We start from the raw sequence: 19,714 nt of genomic DNA on the forward strand, positions 1-19,714 counted from the left end.
GATGTCGGGGCCGATGGGGGGAGGCGGCCCCAATTTCGTTGATCGCCTGCATATCCTGAACGCGTGCATGGCGACGGTGACGGATGGGTGATATCCGACAGCGGCGCCCACTACTGGGGTCGATTCGGCGCGGCGGGTCTGCTGCTGCGCGCGCCACGACCCGACGGAACCCCGGCGGTGTTGCTGCAGCATCGGGCGGTGTGGAGCCATCAGGGCGGCACCTGGGGGCTGCCGGGCGGCGCCCGGGACAGCCACGAAACCCCGGAGCAGACCGCGGTCCGCGAAGCCCACGAAGAGGCCGGGCTGCTGGCCCAGCGCCTCGCGGTGCGCGCGACGGTGGTCACCGCGGAGATCGCCGGAATCGCCGGTACGCACTGGAGCTACACCACCGTCGTGGCCGACGCCGGCGAGTTGCTGCACACGGTGCCCAACCGGGAGAGCGCCGAGATGCGCTGGGTCGCCGAAGACGAGGTGGCCGACCTGCCGCTGCACCCCGGCTTCGCGGCCAGCTGGGAACGGCTGCGCACCGCGACGGCGTTGATTCCGCTGGGACACGGCGACGAACGTCGCCGGCACCTGCCGCGGACGCTGGAGATCGACGCCGGAGTCTTCGTCTGGTGCATGCCGGTCGATGCGGATCAGGCGCCGTCGCAACTGAGTCCCCGGATCAGCTCGCTGCTCGAAGCGCTGACTTGAGCCGATCGGCCGCGGCCCGGGGGTCTTCGGCGGCGGTGATCGCGCGCACCACCACGATCCGTCGCGCCCCGGCCTCGAGCACCTCGGGCAGCCGCTGCGCGTCGATACCGCCGATCGCGAACCACGGCTTGGCGGTCCCGAGCGCGGTGGCGGTGCGGACCAGTCCCAGGCCGGGCGCGGCACGGTCGGGTTTGGTGGGGGTCGGCCAGCACGGGCCGACGCAGAAGTAGTCGACTTCCCCCGTTTCCAAGGCCGCGGCGGCGGCGGTGACCTGGCCGGCGTCATGGGTGGACAGGCCGATCAGCGTGTCGGGCCCGACGATGTCGCGGGCCACCGCCGGCGGCAGATCGCCCTGGCCCAGGTGCAGCACGTCGGCGCCGGCGGCGCGGGCGATGTCGGCCCGGTCGTTGACCGCGAACAGCGCGCCGTGCCGGCGGGCCGCGTCCGCGAGGATCTCGCAGGCGGCCAGCTCGTCGCGCGCCTCCAGCGCACCGAACCGCCGTTCCCCGGCCGACCCCTTGTCGCGTAGCTGGATGATGTCCACCCCGCCGGCCAGGGCGGCGTCGGCGAACTGGGCCAAGTCGCCGCGCTCGCGCCGCGCGTCGGTACACAGATACAGCCGGGCAGCGGCAAGACGGATAACCGGATCGTGCACACCGCGACGCTAGCGCGCTAGCGTAGAACCCGAACAACGAGAGACACGGGAGTCCCGGGCGATCTGCGGGGCTGAGAGTGGACACAGCCGTAACCGGAGCTGTCCTTACCGTCACACCTGATCCGGATCATGCCGGCGAAGGGAGCGGAGATGCATTCAGGTGCACCGACCGGGACGCTGGCCGTCATCGGCGGCGGCGTCATCGGACTGTCGGTGGCGCGCCGGGCGGCCCAAGCCGGATGGACGGTGCGGCTGCACCGCACCGGCGCCCACGGCGCGTCCTGGGTGGCCGGCGGCATGCTGGCCCCGCACAGCGAGGGTTGGCCCGGCGAGGAACGATTGCTGCGGCTGGGCCTCGAGTCGCTGCGGCTGTGGCGCGAGGGCGGCTACCTGGACGGGCTGCCTCCGGAGGTGGTCACCGCGCGCGAGTCGCTGGTGGTGGCCGTCGACCGGGCCGACGTCGCCGACCTGCGCACCGTCGCGGACTGGCTGGCCGACCAGGGACACCCGGTGATCTGGGAGCCGGCCGTTCGTGACGTCGAACCTCTTCTGGCGCAAGGCATCCGGCACGGTTTTCGGGCGCCCACCGAGCTTGCCGTGGACAACCGCGCGGTGGTCGAGGCGCTGGCGACGGCGTGTGAGCGCCTCGGCGTCCAATGGGCCCCGCCGGCGCATGACCTGTCGCGGGTCTCCGGCGATGCGGTGGTGATCGCCAACGGCATCGACGCACCGGCGCTCTGCCCCGGCCTTCCGGTGCGCCCGGTGAAGGGTGAGGTGCTGCGGCTGCGCTGGCGCAAGGGCTGTATGCCGTTGCTGGGCAGGGTGATTCGTGCGCGGGTGCACGGCCGCCAGGTGTACGTGGTGCCGCGTGCGGACGGAGTGGTGGTGGGCGCGACGCAGTACGAGCACGGCCGTGACACGGCGCCGGTCGTGTCCGGTGTGCGGGATCTGCTGGACGACGCGTGCGCCGTGCTGCCGGCGCTGGGTGAGTACGAGCTGGCCGAGTGCGCGGCCGGGCTGCGCCCGATGACACCGGATAACCTGCCGCTCGTGCATCGCCTCGACGAACGCACTCTGGTGGCCACCGGGCACGGCCGGTCAGGTTTCCTGCTGGCGCCGTGGACCGCCGAACAGATTATGTCCGAACTCGTTCCGGTGGGAGTCCAGTGATGATCGTGGTGGTCAACGAAAATTCGGTCGAGGTCGACGGGCAGACCACCGTCGCCGGGTTGCTGGCGTCGCTCGGCTTTCCGGAGCGGGGTATCGCGGTGGCGATGGACGACGCCGTGCTGCCCCGGTCCAGGTGGGCCACCGAGCTTTTCGACGGCGCTCGGCTCGAGGTAGTGACGGCGGTGCAGGGTGGTTGATTCCAAGCTGACGATCGCGGACCGCAGCTTTTCTTCGCGACTGATCATGGGCACCGGGGGAGCGACGAGCCTGGCGGTGCTAGAGGAGGCGCTGCGGGCCTCGGGCACCGAGCTGACCACGGTCGCGATGCGCCGCGTCGACGCCGAGGGCGGTACCGGCCTGCTGGACCTGCTCAACCGGCTCGGCATCACGCCGCTGCCCAATACCGCGGGGTGTCGCAGCGCGGCCGAGGCGGTGCTCACCGCGCAGCTGGCCCGCGAGGCGCTGAACACCAACTGGGTCAAACTCGAGGTGATCGCCGACGAGCGCACGCTGCTGCCCGACGCGCTCGAATTGGTGCGGGCGGCAGAACAATTGGTCGACGACGGATTCGTCGTGCTGCCCTACACCAACGACGATCCGGCGCTGGCCCGCCGGCTGGAAGACACCGGTTGCGCGGCGGTGATGCCGCTGGGTTCGCCGATCGGGACCGGCCTGGGCGTCACCAACCCGCACAACATCGAGATGATCGTCGCCCGGGCCGGCGTTCCGGTGATCCTCGACGCCGGCATCGGCACCGCCAGTGACGCCGCGCTGGCGATGGAGTTGGGTTGTGACGCGGTGCTGTTGGCCACCGCGGTGACCCGGGCCACCGATCCGCCCGCGATGGCCGCCGCGATGGCGGCCGCGGTCACCGCCGGCTATCTGGCGCGACGTGCCGGGCGCATCCCGAAACGCTTCTGGGCGCAGGCATCCAGTCCACGCCCGTCGACGATGCGGGCCATCGAGCCCGAGTGATGAAACGGTATGTAGCGCTGGGCAGTTCGATGGCTGCCGGCCCGGGCATCCGGCCGCGTGCCGCGGGCGCCCCGCGGTGGTCGGGGCGATCGGCGCGCAACTATCCGCATCTGGTTGCCGAGCGGATGAACCTCGAGCTGGTTGATGTCACCTTTTCCGGCGCCACCACCGGCCACATCCTCGCGGAGCGTCAGCACCACGCGCCGCCCCAGATCGACGCGTTGGACGGCTCGGAGGACCTGGTCACGATCACCATCGGCGGCAACGACGTCGGCTACGTGCCGCTGCTGATGGCCGCCGCACTGCCGCGCCCGGCCCGTCGGCTGCCACTGCTGGGCGCGCGGATCGCCGAACTGCTGGACCGCGACGAGCGGGATCGGGCCCTGGCGGATGTATTCGATTCGTTGTGCGCGGTCGGGAAAGCGGTGTGTGCCCGGGCGCCGCGCGCCCGGGTTCTCTTCGTCGACTACCTGACGATGCTGCCGCCCGCGGGCTTATCCGCACCGCCGATTTCGGACGCGGACGCCGACCTGGGCCGCCACGTGGCCGCGAGCCTGGAACGACGCACGGCCGACGCGGCCGCGGCATCCGGCTGCGGGGTCATCGGCGCCGGCGCGGCCAGCCGGGACCATCACGCATGGTCCGCGCAGCCGTGGACCACCCGGCCGGCGAAATACGTCGTGCCGCTGCCGGGCCGGCCGGCACCCCTGCACCCCAACGGCGCGGGGATGAGCATGGTGGCCGAACTCGTTGCGGCCCAACTCTGATCAGGCGTTGGCCTGCCACCACTTGTAGAGCGACGGGATGTCGGCTTTGGAGAAGATGGAGCCCAGCACGTTTTTCCCGTCGACCGTCCAGAGCACCAGGCTGACGTCCTTGTAGGTTCCGCACGCCATCTGGCCACCGGCCTGGTCGGCGTTGCCTTGGTGCCAGGGACCCGGCTCCTTGCTGCCGCTGCCGCTGCACGAGGCGAGGGTCACGTCTTTGAGGTTGGAGGCGTAGGCACCACTCAGGTCGTTGGCGCTCTTGAAGAGCTGGTAGACCGCGGAAGCCGGCCCATTCGAGTCTGGGTTCTGCCCGCATTGCAGCTCGGCCACCTCGGCACCCGTCAGGGGAGACGATTGACAATTGTTGAGGCCGTAGCCCTTCGCTAGCGAAGTGGCCAGTGTGTTGACATCTGCCGTGCTGCCCGTGGTGTCCGCGGTCGCGGTGGCAGTACCGACGCAGCAGAAGGCAGCCGTAAGAGTTGCGGCCGTCGCGGCGCGCAGCGAGTTGGTGGGGTGAAGCATCCTCTACTCCTGAGGTTCGTCGGACCGCCGGGACCGCAGCCCCAGCAAATTGATTGGCAGACTGATCGTAAGGCTAAACCGCAGCTATGCAACCCATTCCGTCGCATACCATTTACACCGGCAACATTCTTGGCAACATGAGCACGGAACCCGTTGCGGCCCAACCGTAAAGCTCAGCCGTTGTCTCGCCACCATTTGTAGACCGACGCGACGTCATTGCCGGAGGAGCGGATTACGCCCAGCATGTTCTTGGGGTCGTTGGTCCAGATGACCTCGGCGTGGTTCTGAAAAATCCCGCACGCCACCAATCCCGCGTTCGTGGTGGAGCTGCCTTGGTGCCACGGCGTGGGTGAGGAGGCGTCCCCGCAGTTGCTCACGGCGTCACCGGCGATGACGCCGTGGAACGAGTTCATCAGGGCGCTGCGGTCGGCGAAGAGGAAATACTTGCCGAGCATCGGCCCGCCGGGGTCGGGGCTCTGTCCGCACAAAAGGTAAGCCAGCGCGTCGCTGGGAGCCGTCTGAACGATGCAGTTGTTTAGGCCGTATCCCTTGGACAGCCCGCTGGCTAGGGTGTTGATATCCGCGGTGCTACCGGAGGTGGGGTCGGCGGTCGCCGTTGTGGCGCCCGCAAACGCGAAACCACCCATGAGCACTGCGGCGGTCACGGCGCGCAGCGCGTCGGTCAGAGGTGACATCCGACGGCTCCTCTCGGTGGTCGCGACGGCAGTGCCGCTACCGGAATCGTAGGGCTATGTCGTGGCTGTGCAATACATTCCACCGGACACTGTCTTTCTGGGCACTATTCCTGGCTGGCCTGGGCAATTCCATTCGCGCGCGGGATTGCAATCCACCCAACGCATTTCGTCGATGCACCGGCTTTCGAGCTAATCCGGCCATCGGGAGAGCCCCTGCGGCGACGTCGATGTCGCGGGTCGCGAGGAACCGATTTCTGCCAACTTGGTGCCCAGGCGACTTTGCTCGGGTATGGTAGGCACCGCTTCACGCCAGCTAACTTCTCGTGACTGGAGAATTCATGACTGCACAACCGCCGCCCCCCGGTTACCCGCCGCAGCAGCCTGCGGGGCAGGCACCGGATAACTATTTGGTGTGGTCCATTTTGGCGACACTGTTCTGCTGTCTGCCGTTCGGCATCGTGGCCATCGTCAAATCCACTCAGGTGAGTGGGTTGTGGGCGCAGGGTCAGTACGCCGAGGCGCAGGCCGCAGCCGACGCCGCCAAGAAGTGGGTGAAGTGGTCGGTCATCGCCGCAGTCGTGAGCGCCGTCCTGTACGGCATCGTGCTGGCGATCATCGCGATGACCGCTGACACCTCGACCCCCGCGGCGCTGGCCGCAATGCTGTAAAGGGGTTGCACTCACGGTGACCCCGCGGCGGCCGCTCACGCTCGGTCTCGGCGCCCCGCTGATGGTGGCCGCGTCGACGATGTTGGTGTGCGCGGCCACCTGGGTGGGTGATCCGACCACCCCGGGCGGCCCGCTTCCGGTGTGCCCCACCAAGGCTCTGCTGGGCATCGACTGCCCCGGATGCGGCAGCCTGCGCATGATCTATTCGCTTTTGCACGGCAACTTGATGGCCGCGGCCAGGTTCAACGCGTTGGGCTTGGCGGCGCTCGTGCTGTTGGTGTGGGCGTACCTGGCCTGGACCTACGGCCGGGTGACGGGCCGGCGGATCAAGAGCTGGCAACACCAGCGCTGGTCGGCCGTGGTCGCCCTGTCGTTGGTATCGGTTTGGTTTGTGGTGCGCAACATTCCGTTTGCCCCCTTCAACGGGCTCTACGTCTGACCTCACGCCGCGGTGAGCCCAATGGGCTGACGGGCTAACCTTGGGCGCGATGGTGAACAAATCCCGAACTCTGGCGGCGATGCTCGCCGCGGTCGCCCTCGTCGCAGTGTCGTCCGGATGCTTGCACCGGCCGGCGAACTCACAGCAGGCAAGTGGTCCCGTCGCGGCGGAGTTCGCCAACACAGTGCACAACAAGGTCACTGCCGACGCGATGATGACACACCTGACGAAGCTGCAAGATATCGCCAACGCCAACAACGGCACCCGGGCGGTGGGCACCCCCGGCTACGAAGCCAGCGTCGACTACGTGGTGAACACGTTGCGCCACAGCGGTTTCGACGTTGCAACCCCCGAATTTTCGGCGCGGGTCTTCCACGCCGAGAAGCCCGCCGTGACGGTCGGCGGCAAGGACGTCGAGGCACACGCGCTCGAGTTCAGCCTCGGCACCGGACCGGACGGGGTGCGCGGCCCGCTGCTGGTGGTGTCGACGGGCAACGGCCAAGGCTGTGCGGCCTCGGACTACGACACTCTCCCGGCCAAGGGCGCGGTGGTGCTGGTGGATCGTGGCACCTGTCCGTTCGCGCAGAAGGAGGAGGCCGCGGCGCAGCGCGGTGCCGTGGCGATGATCGTCGTCGACAACGTCGACGAGGAGCAGATGGGCGGCACGCTCGGGGCGAACACCGAGGTGAAGATTCCGGCGGTCGGCGTCACCAAGTCCACCGGAATGCTGCTGCGTGCCCAGCCGGGGCCCGCGACGATCAAGCTGGACGCCAGCAGCCGGAGTTTCAAAGCGCGCAACGTCATCGCCCAGACCAAGACGGGCTCGCCCACCGAGGTGGTGATGGCGGGCGCGCACCTGGACAGCGTTGCCGAGGGGCCGGGCATCAACGACAACGGCTCGGGAGTGGCCGCGATCTTGGAAACCGCAGTGCAGCTCGGGAATTCACCGCAAGTGCATAACGCGGTCCGGTTCGCCTTCTGGGGTGCCGAGGAACTCGGTTTGATCGGATCGCGCAACTACGTCGAGTCGCTGAATCTCGACGACCTCAAAAGCATTGCGTTGTACCTGAACTTCGACATGCTCGCGTCGCCGAACCCCGGTTACTTCACCTATGACGGCGACCAATCGCTGCCGGCGGAAACCCGCGGCCAGCCCGTGGTTCCGGAAGGCTCGGCCGGCATCGAGCGCACGCTGGTCGCCTACCTGAAGTCGGCGGGCAAGACCGCGCAGGACACGTCGTTCGACGGGCGCTCCGACTACGACGGCTTCACCCGGGCCGGTATCCCGGCGGGCGGCCTGTTCTCCGGCGCCGAAGCGAAGAAGTCCGCCGACCAAGCCAAGCTGTGGGGCGGAACGGCAGACGAGCCGTTTGATCCGAACTATCACAAGAACACCGACACCCTCGACCACATCGACCGCACCTCGCTGGGCATCAACGGCTCCGGCGTCGCCTACGCGATCGCGCTGTACGCCCAGGATCTCACCGGACACAACGGGGTTCCCGTCATGGGGGACCGCACCCGCCACGTGCTTAAGCCATGATTCGTCGCCTGTGCTCGGTGTTGGCGCTGATCGGACTGGTGGCGGGGTGCTCGTCGCCCCGGCAGGGGCCGCCGGCAGCCGCGCCGGACCTCGGCCGCACGCTCGCCGGAAAGGTCACCGCCGACGGGATGTTCGTCCACCTGCGCGCGCTGCAGGATATCGCCAGCGCCAACAAGGGGAACCGGGCGGAGGGAACGCCGGGTTACGACGCCAGCGTCGAGTACGTTGCAAAAGCTTTGCGCTCCAAGGGGTTCGAGGTAGCTACGCCGCAGTTCGACCGGCTGTACGCTGTCGCGCCGGGTAAGCCGTCGCTGACGATCGCGGGCAGCACCTATTCGGTCGACCAGGCCTCGCTGCTGGTCCGGACGCCACCCGGTGGGCTCAGCGGGCGACCGGTCCGGCCCACCCAGCCGTCGGGTTGTGCGCCGGGCGACTATCCGTCGGCACTGCCCGCGGGGGCGATCGCCGTCGTCGACGACGCACGCTGCTCGGTGGTCGACAAGCAGAACAGTGCCAGGGCCAAGGGAGCCGCGGCGCTGATCGTGGTCAGCACGCCCACCGGCCAGGGCGCTCCGCCCACGTTGTTCACCCCGGGCTACTACCGGCAACTGACCGTGCCGGTTGCCGTCGTCGGCAGCTCCGGCGGCAGCGCGCTGGCCCATGCCACCGCGCCGGTGCGCCTGGTGCTGGACGCCGAGAACATCAAGATCACGTCGCGAAACGTGTTGGCGCAGACTAAAACCGGCTCAACAGACGATGTGATCATGGTCGGTGCACATCTCGACGGCCCGCGCGGCGGTCCGGGTATCAACGACAACGGGTCCGGGGTGGCCGTGGTGCTGGAAACCGCACTGCAGTTGGGCCCGCTGGCGCCGGTGAACAACGCGGTGCGCTTCGTGTTCTGGGGAGCCGACGAGGACGGGCTCAACGGCGTGATGGATTACGTGTTCGGCCTCGATGACGAGCAGCTCAACGACATCGCGATGTACCTGAACTTCAACCTGCTCGGTTCGCCCAACGCCGGCTTCTTCACCGATGACGGCGACCAGTCCGGCCCACCCGGGCCGGGAATCGCCGCCGGTGATGTGCCCGAGGGGTCGGCCGGTATCGAGCGCACGCTGTCCGCCTATCTCAACCTGGCCGGGCAGCGGCCCGCCGATATGCCGTTGGGCCCCCGGACCGACTACCACCCCTTCATGGTCGCCGGTGTGCCGATCGGGGGCATGAGCACCGGCGCATCGCAGCTGAAAACCCCTGTGCAAGCACGCCTGTGGGGCGGCAAGGCCGGTGTGGGCTTCGATCCCAACTTCCAGGGTCCCCGGGACACGATCGACAACATCAACCGGGAAGCATTGGCGGTCATGGGTTCTGGCGCGGCATACGCGGTGGGCAACTACGCGATGTCGATTTCCGGCGTCAACGGCGTCCCGGCCCACGACAAACGACATCGCACCCGGCTACCCTAGCGGCGTTTGCTGGGGCCGTTGTTTTCGCTACGCTGTTCAACCAGCGGACCTAGAATGAGAACCCTTTGATGCTGCCGGGCGGCCGGCCGGGATGAGGTTGGGCATGATGAACCGCGGGCGAAGTCGACGTCGGTCCCACGGCGGTCGCAGCCGCGCCGTGGCCGGTTCGCTGAGGGCGGCAATCGCCTGCGCAGCGACGGTACTCGTGGTAGCGGGGTGCACGACGGTCCTGGAAGGGCGGGCCTTGTCGATGCTCAACGACCCATTCCGGGTCGGCGATCTGCCCGCCACCGACGGTCACAGCGGGCTCCGCGAGAACGCGCCCGCGCCGACCGGCACGGTGATCAACACCGACAACGGGCTGATCGACAAGTTGTCGTTGCTGTCGGTCAACGACATCGAGGACTACTGGAAATCGACGTACAGCCAGTCGCTGAAGGGAACGTTCCTTCCCGTCGCCAAACTGGTCTCCTACGACTCCAACGATCCGAGCAGTCCCATCGTTTGCCACAACGAGACGTACAAGCTCGTCAACGCCTTCTTCACGTCCCGCTGCAACCTGATCGCCTGGGACCGCGCGGTGTTCATGCCGGTCGCGCAGAAGTATTTCGGCGACATGTCCGTCACCGGTGTGTTGGCGCACGAGTTCGGCCACGCCTTGCAGCAGATGGCCAAGCTGGTGACGAAAAGAGACCCCACCATCGTTCGTGAGCAGCAGGCCGACTGCTTCGCGGGTGTCTATCTGTATTGGGTAGCCGCCGGGAAGTCCCCGCGTTTCACGCTGAGCACCGCCGACGGCCTCGACCATGTGCTGGCCGGGATCATTGTCACCCGGGACCCGGTGATGGACGCCGAAACCGAGAACGACGACGAACACGGCTCGGCGCTGGATCGCGTCAGCGCCTTCCAGATGGGTTTCATCAGTGGTGCTTCGGCGTGCTCGGGAATCAACCAGCAGGAAATCGCGCAGCGACGCGGCGACCTGCCCAAGGCTTTGCAGACCGATCCCTACGGCGACACCCAGACCGGCGAGGTCGCGATCAACGAGGCCACCCTGTCGACGCTGATGGAGCTGTTGGGAAAGGTGTTCTCGCCGAAGACCGCGCCCACCCTGTCCTTCCACACGACCGGGTGCCCGGATGCCAAACCCAGCCCACCCGCGTCCTACTGCCCGGCCACCAACACGATCATGGTCGATCTGGCCGGCCTGGCGGCGATGGCGAAGGTCTCCGACGAGAAGGAACACACCCTGCCGCAAGGTGACGACACCGCCCTGTCGATCATGATGTCGAGATACGCGCTTGCGGTACAGCACGAACGCGGTCTACCGATGCAGAGCCCGTGGACCGCGCTGCGCACCGCGTGCCTGACGGGTGTGGTGCACCGCAAGATGGCCGAGCCGATCGACACCCCCTCCCACAAGGAGCTGTTGCTGACCGCCGGTGACCTGGATGAGGCCGTCGCCGGTTTGCTCACCAACCACATGGTCGCCAGTGATGCGGACGGGACCAGCGTGCCGGCCGGCTTCACCCGTATCGCGGCGTTCCGCGGCGGCGTGGCCGGCAACATGGACGCGTGCTATTCGCGCTATCCCGGCTGAGCACCTCGCGACGTCAGTGCCGGGGACGCCCGTCGATGCGGTTGGTCGGACTGTCCTTGGTCGCGATCGGGGAGTGTCCGTCGGGACAGTTGTAGGCGCTGTCGGCGCCGCACACGCCACCGGTTCGCCATTCACGTTCGAGGAACGGTTTCGCCATCACGGCGTGCATTGCCCAGTACGAATACGGGATGTTGTAGGTGACCAGCATCGCCACCTGGCAGGCGCCCATGATCGCGAGGAAACGCGCGAACGTACGCAGCCGCCCGCTTTGGATGCGCAACGCATCCAAACCGCGTTCCGGCAGGCTGCGGCCGTGGTCGTCGCGGAAGAAGTGCAGGCTTGCCAGTGCGGTGTAAGTGCCTGCCCAGCTGATGGTTTCGTAGATCGGGAACTGGTGGTCCGTGCCCGCCCACAGGCTCAGCTCCGGCACCACGCTGCCGTAGTTGAACAGTTGGGTGCGAGTGATAAAGCTCTCCAGCAGGATGTCGAACACGCAGAACGCCAGGTAGGAATACACCACGAGCCGCAGCCACGAGATCGAGCTGTTCTTGCTTCGCAACCAGCCCATGAACCGCGAGCCGGCGTACGCCGGGATACCGACCAGCCAGAAGTACGCCGACAGTGCCCACAGCGACAGCGGAACCAGCTCGCTGTTCGGACTGGACCATCCCGGTATGTGACTCGTCCAGCTACCGAAGTTGATCGACGTTGTGCTGTAGAGGAATTGGACGGAGTTCCAGTTGATCCAGGGTTCCTGGAAGCACAGGGTGGCGCAGGCGAGGAAGAAAAGACCGTCGAAGGTCAAGCGGCCCGTCTTGATCTTGGGCCGAATGACGAACCACCACAGGATGGCCAGCGAGACAACCAGAGCGAAGATCTCCCAGCCGTGAATCAATGCGACGTACCAGTCGGGTTCGGATCCGCGGCCCCGGGTGTTGGTGCGGAAGTCGCCGCTGACTACCCACGCCGTCCACACGTAGAGCATGAGACCGAGCCACAATGCGCCGTTGATAACCCAGAGCCGGGCGGCGGATCCGCGATCCGAAGGTCGCTCCTCAACGAGTCGTTTGGGGGCTGTGTTGAGCGTCATCGTCGGCTTCTTTCGGCTCTGGATCAGGGGCGGGGAATCGGAACACCGGGCCCGGCACAGGGATTCAGGCCGGCCGACGCCTGGTTGCCGGGGTAGGCGCACATGTTGTTGATCATGTGAGACGGATAGCCGCCGGGGAATTCACCCGAATGCACGGCCAGAAATTGGTTGGGCACAAAGTAGAAGATCGCGAACGCGGCGTGCACGCCGCCGAAGATGGCCAGGAATTTGATCCACTGCCGCCTGGCGGGGCTGACCCTCAAGCCGTCGATACCGCGCTCGACGATGGTCCGGTTGCGGTCATCGCGGAAGTAGCTGAGCGCGGCGATGGCACCGAGACCGAAGCCGGCGAAGAAGATCGGCTCGGTCAATGGCAGCTGATAGGTCTCACCGGAATACAAGCTCAGCCAACGGATTCCGCCCGGGTAGGCGTAGATGCCCAGCCGCAGCAGGATCGATTCGATGAGCGTGTCGATGAGGATCAAGCCGAAGAACAGGATGGGCCACACCGCCCACGGCGAGAGGGCGGGGCGGCGGGCCTTGATCTTGCGCACGATGAACAGGATCAGCATCACCTGGGAGAACACCAGCGCGGTGTAACCGGGCAGGCACACGAAGATCGGTTCGGGCAGCCGATCGGCGTGCGGGCTGACCCAACCGGGCCAGGAGCCGGTGGCCCACGCGCCGAAGTTCACCAGGCCCGAGTTGTAGAGCAGGGTCACCGATGTGTAGTTCATGCACATGTCCCAGAAGAAGATCATCGCTCCCGCGAGTGCGAGCATCCCGTCGGTGGTCAGGTGGCCCTCCCGGCGCCAGGGCCGGATTACCCACGCCCACAGTGCAATCGCGGCTCCGATCGGGATAGCGATCTGAAGGACCAAAAACAGCGCCTGCTGCGCGCCGCTGATCGGGTCGACACCCGGATAGCTGGGCCGGAAGTTGGGGCCGAAAATCCAGCGCGCCAGCACGTAGACCTCGAAGGCCAACAGCGCGGCACCGACCGCGGCCCATGCCAGCACGGCGGGAATGGTCTGTCCAGGTTCGGGGGCCGGATTGCCCGCCCGGCCGTTAACCGGCGCGGACTGTTGCACGGTGCGCATCATGGCTCTCACTCCTTCGTGGGCCGCTGTCGACGTCTCGACGCGAGCTTAAGTGAAAGAGTAATCACTCACAATAACTGAATAGCTATTTACTCAAGTCTGGATACGGCCGCCGACCGGAGTCGTTCGAGTTCGATGGCCTGATCCGCGACGATCCGGCGCAGGGTCTGGTTCTCCGCCTCCACCTTGCCCAGGTGGTCATTACCGCGCCGGGTGGCCGCGGCACGCGCCGCCCAGTAATGGGCCCAGCTTTCTTCGCTGACCACCGCCGGCTTGTCCGCGGGCGGGGCGTCGGCGGACCGTCGCATCGCTTCGATACCGGCCAGCCTGTCGAGCAGGTCATCGGCACCAGAACCGCCGAGGGCGGCCGCGACAAACGACCGCACGGCCTCGGCCGTATGGACGGTGTCCTCCGGGCCGAGCGCCCCGGCCGGTTCTCGGTACGCGGCGTCGAGCGTGATCAGAAAGATGATCCCGATGACCGCCCGGGACAGAAACGCGGCGCTGACACTGTGGCCGGGAATTCCGTCGAGCGCGACCCCGACCTTGTGCTCGTAGCGGTCGAAGAGCGGCACGATCTTGTCGTTGTAGAAGCGCCGGCCTTCCTGGGCATCGCTGAACAGGGCCACGCCGAGCAGCGGCAACACCGTTGCCATCGTCTCCAGGAATGACTCGTAAAAGGCCCGGCTGCCCGGGCCTTCCCAGTCGAGCAGCTGATCGGCGCCGCTGATCACTCCTTCGACGAACTCGGCAACCGGCTCCACGACGGCGACCTCGAACAGCTCTTGCTTGGAGGCGAAATGCCGGTAGAGCATGCTCTCGGCGACACCGGCGGCGTCGGCGATCGTCGACGTCCGCGACCCGGCCAGCCCGCTGGTTGCGAAGACCGACTGTGCTGCGGCGATGATCTCGCGGCGCCGCTCGGCCGCCGTCAGCCTGCTCCGCGCGGGTCGGGCCGGCGCCGGGTGCGCGGGCATCTCCGGCGGCGTCTGCTGAGTTGTCACCAACACTCCCTTCGCGAACCGCCCTGGACTAATCTACTGAGCTGTGTTCAGATTGGCTATTCACATTTTGTGAGTGTTTAATCACTATGCACCGCGTGAGGTCCGGAATGAACGATTCAGTGATCCGAAAGACCAACGTGGTAGGGGCGTGGTGCGGCATCGCCTACATCGCTTTGCTGCTGGTCGGCTGGTGGGTGATCGGCGGGTTCTTCCCGTTGCATCGCCCGGCGGCGGGCGCGGGCGAGATCGCCGACTTCTTCCGCCGCGACGTCGTCGGTGTCCGGATCGGCATGGTGATGGTGATGTGGGGAGCGGCCGTGTTCCTGCCCTTCACCGCGACGATCGCGGACTTCGTCGCCCGGTTCGAAGGACGCAACGGTCCCTTGACGCGAACGATGACGATGGCGGGTTACGCCAACGCGATGCTGACCTTCTACCCGCCGCTGTGGTGGATCATCAGCAGTTGGCGTGTCGACGAGCGCACCGCCGACACAACCCGGTTGCTCAACGACATCGCCTGGCTCCAATTCATCGGCGGACTCTCCCTGATCATGCCGATGTTCGTGGTGTTGTCGGTGGTCTGTTTGGCCGACAGGTCCGAAAAGCCGGTATTTCCACGGTGGTTCGGCTATCAGAGCATCATGACATTCATGCTGTTCCTGCCCGACCAGTTGCTGTTCTTCTTCAAGACCGGCCCGTTCGCCTGGAACGGCGTGCTCGGCTTCTGGGTGCCGTTGACCGTCTTCTGCGGATGGTTCATCAGCATCTTCATCTTGATGCGCCGCGCGCTGGCCGCCGACGCCACCGCGTCGGCACCGCGGACGCTGCAGCGGGCAGGCTGAGCCAGAAAATTCCTGCGCGACAAGGCAGGGGGCCTGGCGTAGAGTATGGGCCACTTGACCTCAGGAGGCGTCCGTGACGGAAGAACCGCCTAGCTATCCGCCACCACCGGGCGAATCCGGTTATTCCCCGCCGGGGCAAGGCTATTCGCCCCCGCCGGGACCGAGTTACCCACCCCCGCCGCCGCAGGGCTACCCGCCGCCGGGACCGGGTTATGCGCCCCCGCCGGGTCCCGGTTATCCGGCCGCCGCCGGCACCAATGGCATGGCCATCGCGTCGTTGGTCTGCTCATTGTTGGGATGGCTCTGCGGCATCGGGCCCATCCTCGGCATCATTTTCGGCATCGTCGCCCTGGGCAAGATCAAGCAGACCGGTGAAGGTGGCCGCGGTTTGGCCATTGCCGGAATCGCGATCGGCGCGGTGCTGATCGTGGTCGGCATCGTCGTCGGCATCCTGAGTGCGATCACCGGGAGTGTGGAGCACGATCGGTATCACGACAGGTATTCCGGAGCTCCGGCCGTCGTGCTTACCGTCGACCGCGTTGCGCCGCCGGCCATCTCGCGCATTGCCGCCTGAATAGACTGGCGCCCAACCGCTCTCAGTCTTGGTGGCGTCATGTCATGCAGACGTCGGAGAACAGCAGCACCGGCCAGGAGACGATCGAGCCGAGGAACGACACCACCAGGTCCGCGCCCTGCATGCCGCGAAGATGGTTGGTGTGTGTCGATGACCAGATCAGCCCGACGATCGAGTAGGGAATGCCCAGCAGCACCGCGAGTGCGATCCACTCGGCCACCGTCATCTCGTAGTTCAGCAACTTTCGCAGCTTGGCGATCAACCGGCTCACTCCTTTTGGGCGTCTGACCTATCGTTGCGCATATGGCAGCGTTGGCGGCAGGAATGGCCCGCATTCGGCGCGGCCTCGCGCATCCGGTGTCGGTGCAGGCACTCGTCGAGTTGGCCTTGTGGCTCGCGCTGCCCTACCTGCTGATGGGCTTCTTCTGGGCCACCATCCACCCGGATCGGGTGCACGAACTGCAAGCCGAGTGGGCGAAAGTGACCCCCATCAGTCCGGACCTGGTCGCATTCGGCGAAGCAGCCGCACTGTGGCCCGCGCTGTTGCTGCTTCCCACCACGTGCACCGTGGCGGGCCAGTAACTCAGCCCGCCAGTCGCAGCGCCGCGTCCACCGCGAGCGCGGGCACATCGAGCGTCTTGCTGCGCAAGTCGTGTCGCGCGCCGGTGATTTCGACGACCTCGGTCGGCGCCGCGATCAGTGCCGCGGCGTCGCGCACTTCGGCCGGGGTGCCGAACGGGTCCGACGTTCCGTGGGTGAACACGGTGGGCACTCGAATGTCGGGCAGGTGTTCGGTGCGGGGCCGTTCCGGTTTTCCCGGCGGGTGGACCGGGTAGGAAAACAGCGTCAGGACATCGACCTGGGGCGGACTCGACTCGGCGACCACCATCGACGTCTGCCGCCCGCCGTAGGAATGCCCGCCCGCGATCAGCGGACCGTCGGCGAGGGTGCGGCACAACGCGATTGCCTCCTCGATTCCGGAGCGGTCGGTTGCCGCCGAACCCGACGGCGGCCCCTTGGGCCGGCGCCGGCGGTAGGGCAGGTTGTACCGAATCGCGAGCCAGCCGCGCCGCGCCCACTCGTCGCAAATCCGTTGCAGCAGCTCGGATTCGCGGTTGCCCCCGGCGCCGTGGGTCAGCACGACGACGCCACGCGCCACGCCGTCGGGTTGGTGTGCGATGCCCGCGATCGGTTCGAGATTCATGGGAGGAGGCGGGCAATCATGACAGCCGGAACAGCGGGGAGACCGGGCCGTGGCCGTGGCCGAGTGGGTAGGCGCCGCGCAGGCATTCGGTGACCCATCGCTTCCCGAATTCGACGGCCTCGGGAACGGCGGATCCATGGGCCAGTGCGCAGGCGATCGCGGCGGCCAACGTGTCGCCGCCGCCGTGGTCGTTGCCGGTCGCGATGCGCTCGGCATCGAACTCGTGGAAATCCGCACCGTCATAGAGCAGGTCGCTGCTGCGTTGCGACGACCGCAGGTGACCACCCTTGACCAGCACCCACTGCGGGCCCAGCGCGTGCAGGGCCTTGGCCGCCGCGCGTTGCGACTCGCCGTCCACCACATCTATGCCGACCAGCAGTCGCACCTCGTCGAGGTTCGGCGTCACCAGCGTCGCCAACGGAAACAGTTGGGTGCGAAGCGAATCCAGGGCTGCGGGCGCCATCAGCGCGTCGCCGTGCATGGACGCGGCCACCGGGTCGACGACCAGCGGAACCGTCAATCCGAGCCGGCGCCAGGTACCGGCCACAATGTCGATGATGCGCGGCGACGCCAGCATGCCGGTCTTGGCGGCCTGAATACCGATGTCGGTGACCACCGCTTCGATCTGGCCGACGACCACATCGTCGGGTATCTCGTGAAAACTCTTGACGCCCAACGTGTTCTGCACCGTCACGGCGCTTACCGCCACGCACGCGTGCAGGCCCAGGAGCGCGATCGTGCGCATGTCGGCCTGAATGCCAGCACCGCCACCGGAATCCGATCCGGCGATGGTCAGCACCCGCAGTGGCGTCGTGCCCCGCGGCGGCAGCGGCAGGAAACTCACTGGGTCGTGATCGGCAGATATACCCGGTTGCCGTGCTCGGCGAACTCGCGGGACTTCTCGGCCATGCCCTCGTTGAGCATGGCTTCGATGTCCTCTTCGGTCTCCAGGCCGTGCTTGGCGGCGTAGTCGCGGACATCCTGGGTGATGCGCATCGAGCAGAACTTCGGCCCGCACATCGAGCAGAAGTGCGCGGCCTTGGCGGGCGCGGCGGGCAGCGTCTCGTCGTGGTACTCCCGCGCGGTGTCGGGATCCAGCGACAGCGCGAACTGGTCGTTCCACCGGAACTCGAACCGCGCCTGGCTCAACGCGTTGTCGCGGTCCTGCGCGTGCGGATGTCCTTTGGCGAGATCGCCTGCGTGGGCGGCGATCTTGTAGGCGATCACCCCGTCCTTGACGTCCTTGCGGTCCGGCAGCCCGAGGTGCTCTTTGGGGGTGACGTAGCAGAGCATCGCGGTGCCGGCCTGGGCGATGATGGCCGCGCCGATCGCCGAGGTGATGTGGTCGTAGGCCGGCGCGATGTCGGTGGCCAGCGGCCCCAGCGTGTAGAAGGGGGCCTCCTCGCACAGCTCCTCTTCCAGCCGCACGTTCTCGACGATCTTGTGCATCGGGACGTGCCCGGGGCCCTCGATCATCACCTGCACGCCATGGGCTTTCGCGATCTTGGTCAGCTCGCCCAGGGTGCGCAGCTCGGCGAACTGCGCCGCGTCGTTGGCGTCGGCGATGGATCCCGGCCGCAGCCCGTCGCCGAGCGAGAAGGTGACGTCGTACTGGGCGAAGATGTCGCAGAGCTCTTCAAAGTTGGTGTACAGGAACGACTCTCGGTGGTGTGCCAGGCACCAGGCCGCCATGATCGACCCGCCGCGGCTCACGATGCCGGTGACCCGCTTGGCGGTCAGCGGCACATAGCGCAGCAGCACACCGGCGTGCACGGTCATGTAGTCCACGCCCTGCTCGCACTGCTCGATCACGGTGTCGCGGTAGAGCTCCCAGGTCAGCTCGGTCGGGTCGCCGTTGGTCTTTTCCAGCGCCTGGTAGATCGGGACGGTGCCGACCGGGACCGGGGAGTTGCGCAGGATCCACTCGCGGGTCTCGTGGATGTTCTTGCCGGTGGACAGATCCATGATGGTGTCGGCGCCCCAGCGGGTGGCCCACACCATCTTGTCGACCTCCTCGGCGATCGACGACGTCACCGCCGAGTTGCCGATGTTCGCGTTGACCTTGGTGGCGAACGTCTTGCCGATGATCATCGGCTCGATCTCGGGGTGGTTGTGGTTGGCCGGGATGACCGCCCGCCCGCGGGCGACCTCGTCGCGCACCAGCTCGGCGGGCATGCCTTCGCGCGCGGCGATGAACGCCATCTCGGCGGTGATCTCGCCGGCGCGGGCCCGCTGCAGCTGAGTGCCGCGATCGCGGACCACGCCGGGGCGCGGCGGCAGGCCGGCCGCCAGGTCGATCACGGCGTCCGGATCCGTGTAGGGCCCGGAGGTGTCGTACAGATCGAAGTGCTCTCCGTTGGACAGGTTGACCCGGCGCAACGGCACGCGGGCCCCGGGAACTTCGTCGAGCTCCCGATAAGCCTTGGTGCTGCCCCAGATGGGCCCGGTGGTCACGGACGGTTCGACGGTGACGGTCATACTTTCATCTCCCTACGCCGGCATTATCCGGTCAGGTTCGTACGGTCGACGGCCCCAAGCCGTCCTCTCAGCACACTCGGCGTGCGCTCCCGCGGTTGTTTACTTTTCGGTGGGCAGAAAGCCCCGCAGGCGACGTTACCCCCACACCCGACCGGCGGCGCCGCGCGGGCGTGCAGAACGTGGCGGGAGCCTGTCTCACAGGCATGGCAGCGCCGGGATCCGCGCC

General features: G+C 67.2%; 23 protein-coding genes and 1 riboswitch. Of the genes, 13 read left to right on the forward strand and 10 right to left on the reverse strand.

The genetic code is table 11. The annotated features are described in order from the left end of the window. Positions 1-63: 63 nt before the first annotated feature. Positions 64-696 (forward strand): NUDIX hydrolase, encoded by a 633-nt coding sequence (locus tag BN973_RS05190; RefSeq protein ID WP_036466405.1) that lies wholly within the window; start codon positions 64-66, stop codon positions 694-696. On the opposite strand, the gene thiE is transcribed toward BN973_RS05190, so the two are convergent. Continuing rightward, the gene (gene thiE / locus BN973_RS05195) at positions 668-1,336 is read right to left on the reverse strand and encodes a thiamine phosphate synthase (protein ID WP_407067566.1); all 669 of its coding nucleotides are present in this window, start codon (positions 1,334-1,336) and stop codon (positions 668-670) included. The genes BN973_RS05190 and thiE overlap by 29 nt on opposite strands. A 165-nt stretch (positions 1,337-1,501) precedes the next feature. Here thiE and thiO point away from each other — a divergent pair, with 165 nt between their 5' ends. From thiO to BN973_RS05215, 4 genes are read left to right on the forward strand one after another with little or no spacing between them, the layout of a single operon-like run. Then, positions 1,502-2,521, forward strand: a complete 1,020-nt coding sequence (gene thiO / locus BN973_RS05200) for a glycine oxidase ThiO (RefSeq protein ID WP_036472061.1) — start codon at positions 1,502-1,504, stop codon at positions 2,519-2,521. After that, positions 2,521-2,718, forward strand: a complete 198-nt coding sequence (gene thiS / locus BN973_RS05205; protein ID WP_036466410.1) for a sulfur carrier protein ThiS — start codon at positions 2,521-2,523, stop codon at positions 2,716-2,718. The genes thiO and thiS overlap by 1 nt, the downstream gene beginning before the upstream one ends. Further along, a complete protein-coding gene (gene thiG, locus BN973_RS05210) occupies positions 2,711-3,496 on the forward strand; it encodes a thiazole synthase (RefSeq protein ID WP_036466412.1) in 786 nt (261 codons plus the stop codon). The genes thiS and thiG overlap by 8 nt, the downstream gene beginning before the upstream one ends. After that, a complete protein-coding gene (locus BN973_RS05215) occupies positions 3,496-4,263 on the forward strand; it encodes an SGNH/GDSL hydrolase family protein (protein ID WP_036466414.1) in 768 nt (255 codons plus the stop codon). Before thiG ends, BN973_RS05215 begins: the two co-directional genes overlap by 1 nt. On the opposite strand, the gene BN973_RS05220 is transcribed toward BN973_RS05215, so the two are convergent. After that, on the reverse strand, positions 4,264-4,785 hold the full coding sequence (locus tag BN973_RS05220) for a hypothetical protein (protein WP_036466415.1): 522 nt from the start codon (positions 4,783-4,785) through the stop codon (positions 4,264-4,266). Between the two features lie 173 nt (positions 4,786-4,958). Further along, entirely contained in the window at positions 4,959-5,480 is a 522-nt protein-coding gene (locus BN973_RS05225; RefSeq protein WP_036466417.1) for a hypothetical protein, read from the reverse strand. A gap of 338 nt (positions 5,481-5,818) precedes the next feature. Between BN973_RS05225 and BN973_RS05230 the strand changes: the two genes are divergently transcribed. From BN973_RS05230 to BN973_RS05250, 5 genes are all read left to right on the forward strand, one after another. Next, positions 5,819-6,148 carry a CD225/dispanin family protein gene (locus BN973_RS05230; protein ID WP_036466419.1) on the forward strand — a complete coding sequence of 110 codons (330 nt, stop codon included), beginning with the start codon at positions 5,819-5,821 and terminating at the stop codon, positions 6,146-6,148. Between the two features lie 61 nt (positions 6,149-6,209). Further along, entirely contained in the window at positions 6,210-6,587 is a 378-nt protein-coding gene (locus BN973_RS05235; RefSeq protein WP_051641535.1) for a DUF2752 domain-containing protein, read from the forward strand. Positions 6,588-6,636: 49 nt separating this feature from the next. Then, complete coding sequence (locus BN973_RS05240; RefSeq protein WP_036466421.1) at positions 6,637-8,130, forward strand: M28 family metallopeptidase; 1,494 nt, start codon at positions 6,637-6,639, stop codon at positions 8,128-8,130. After that, positions 8,127-9,596 (forward strand): M28 family peptidase, encoded by a 1,470-nt coding sequence (locus tag BN973_RS05245; protein WP_036466422.1) that lies wholly within the window; start codon positions 8,127-8,129, stop codon positions 9,594-9,596. Before BN973_RS05240 ends, BN973_RS05245 begins: the two co-directional genes overlap by 4 nt. A gap of 103 nt (positions 9,597-9,699) precedes the next feature. Next, positions 9,700-11,196, forward strand: coding sequence for a neutral zinc metallopeptidase (locus BN973_RS05250; RefSeq protein WP_139830163.1), 1,497 nt, complete (start codon positions 9,700-9,702; stop codon positions 11,194-11,196). Positions 11,197-11,209: 13 nt separating this feature from the next. Here BN973_RS05250 and BN973_RS05255 read toward each other — a convergent pair whose 3' ends face one another. From BN973_RS05255 to BN973_RS29845, 3 genes are all read right to left on the reverse strand, one after another. Continuing rightward, on the reverse strand, positions 11,210-12,286 hold the full coding sequence (locus BN973_RS05255) for a spirocyclase AveC family protein (protein ID WP_084163305.1): 1,077 nt from the start codon (positions 12,284-12,286) through the stop codon (positions 11,210-11,212). Positions 12,287-12,309: 23 nt separating this feature from the next. Further along, positions 12,310-13,389, reverse strand: coding sequence for a spirocyclase AveC family protein (locus BN973_RS05260; protein WP_051641126.1), 1,080 nt, complete (start codon positions 13,387-13,389; stop codon positions 12,310-12,312). A gap of 86 nt (positions 13,390-13,475) precedes the next feature. Next, complete coding sequence (locus tag BN973_RS29845; RefSeq protein WP_139830164.1) at positions 13,476-14,390, reverse strand: TetR/AcrR family transcriptional regulator; 915 nt, start codon at positions 14,388-14,390, stop codon at positions 13,476-13,478. 107 nt (positions 14,391-14,497) lie between these two features. On the opposite strand from BN973_RS29845, the gene BN973_RS05270 reads away from it, so the two are divergent. Continuing rightward, positions 14,498-15,232, forward strand: a complete 735-nt coding sequence (locus BN973_RS05270; RefSeq protein WP_036466428.1) for a hypothetical protein — start codon at positions 14,498-14,500, stop codon at positions 15,230-15,232. A gap of 73 nt (positions 15,233-15,305) precedes the next feature. Then, the gene (locus BN973_RS30315) at positions 15,306-15,806 is read left to right on the forward strand and encodes a DUF4190 domain-containing protein (RefSeq protein ID WP_084163306.1); all 501 of its coding nucleotides are present in this window, start codon (positions 15,306-15,308) and stop codon (positions 15,804-15,806) included. A gap of 37 nt (positions 15,807-15,843) precedes the next feature. On the opposite strand, the gene BN973_RS05280 is transcribed toward BN973_RS30315, so the two are convergent. Continuing rightward, the gene (locus BN973_RS05280; protein ID WP_407067567.1) at positions 15,844-16,032 is read right to left on the reverse strand and encodes a hypothetical protein; all 189 of its coding nucleotides are present in this window, start codon (positions 16,030-16,032) and stop codon (positions 15,844-15,846) included. Positions 16,033-16,109: 77 nt separating this feature from the next. Here BN973_RS05280 and BN973_RS05285 point away from each other — a divergent pair, with 77 nt between their 5' ends. Continuing rightward, positions 16,110-16,388: a hypothetical protein gene (locus tag BN973_RS05285; RefSeq protein ID WP_036466429.1), complete on the forward strand. Its 279-nt coding sequence runs from the start codon at positions 16,110-16,112 to the stop codon at positions 16,386-16,388. A 1-nt stretch (position 16,389) separates the two neighbouring features. Here BN973_RS05285 and BN973_RS05290 read toward each other — a convergent pair whose 3' ends face one another. The 3 genes from BN973_RS05290 to thiC all read right to left on the reverse strand — a co-directional run bounded on the left by BN973_RS05290 (position 16,390) and on the right by thiC (position 19,488). After that, positions 16,390-17,010, reverse strand: coding sequence for an alpha/beta hydrolase family protein (locus BN973_RS05290; RefSeq protein ID WP_036466430.1), 621 nt, complete (start codon positions 17,008-17,010; stop codon positions 16,390-16,392). Between the two features lie 16 nt (positions 17,011-17,026). After that, positions 17,027-17,854 (reverse strand): bifunctional hydroxymethylpyrimidine kinase/phosphomethylpyrimidine kinase, encoded by an 828-nt coding sequence (gene thiD, locus BN973_RS05295; RefSeq protein ID WP_036466431.1) that lies wholly within the window; start codon positions 17,852-17,854, stop codon positions 17,027-17,029. Further along, positions 17,851-19,488, reverse strand: coding sequence for a phosphomethylpyrimidine synthase ThiC (thiC, locus tag BN973_RS05300; protein WP_036466432.1), 1,638 nt, complete (start codon positions 19,486-19,488; stop codon positions 17,851-17,853). Before thiC ends, thiD begins: the two co-directional genes overlap by 4 nt. Further along, positions 19,481-19,591: riboswitch (TPP riboswitch) on the reverse strand. It overlaps the preceding gene by 8 nt. Positions 19,592-19,714: the final 123 nt, after the last annotated feature.

The organism is Mycobacterium triplex (assembly GCF_000689255.1).
In the GTDB taxonomy this organism is placed as follows: Bacteria; Actinomycetota; Actinomycetes; order Mycobacteriales; family Mycobacteriaceae; genus Mycobacterium; species Mycobacterium triplex.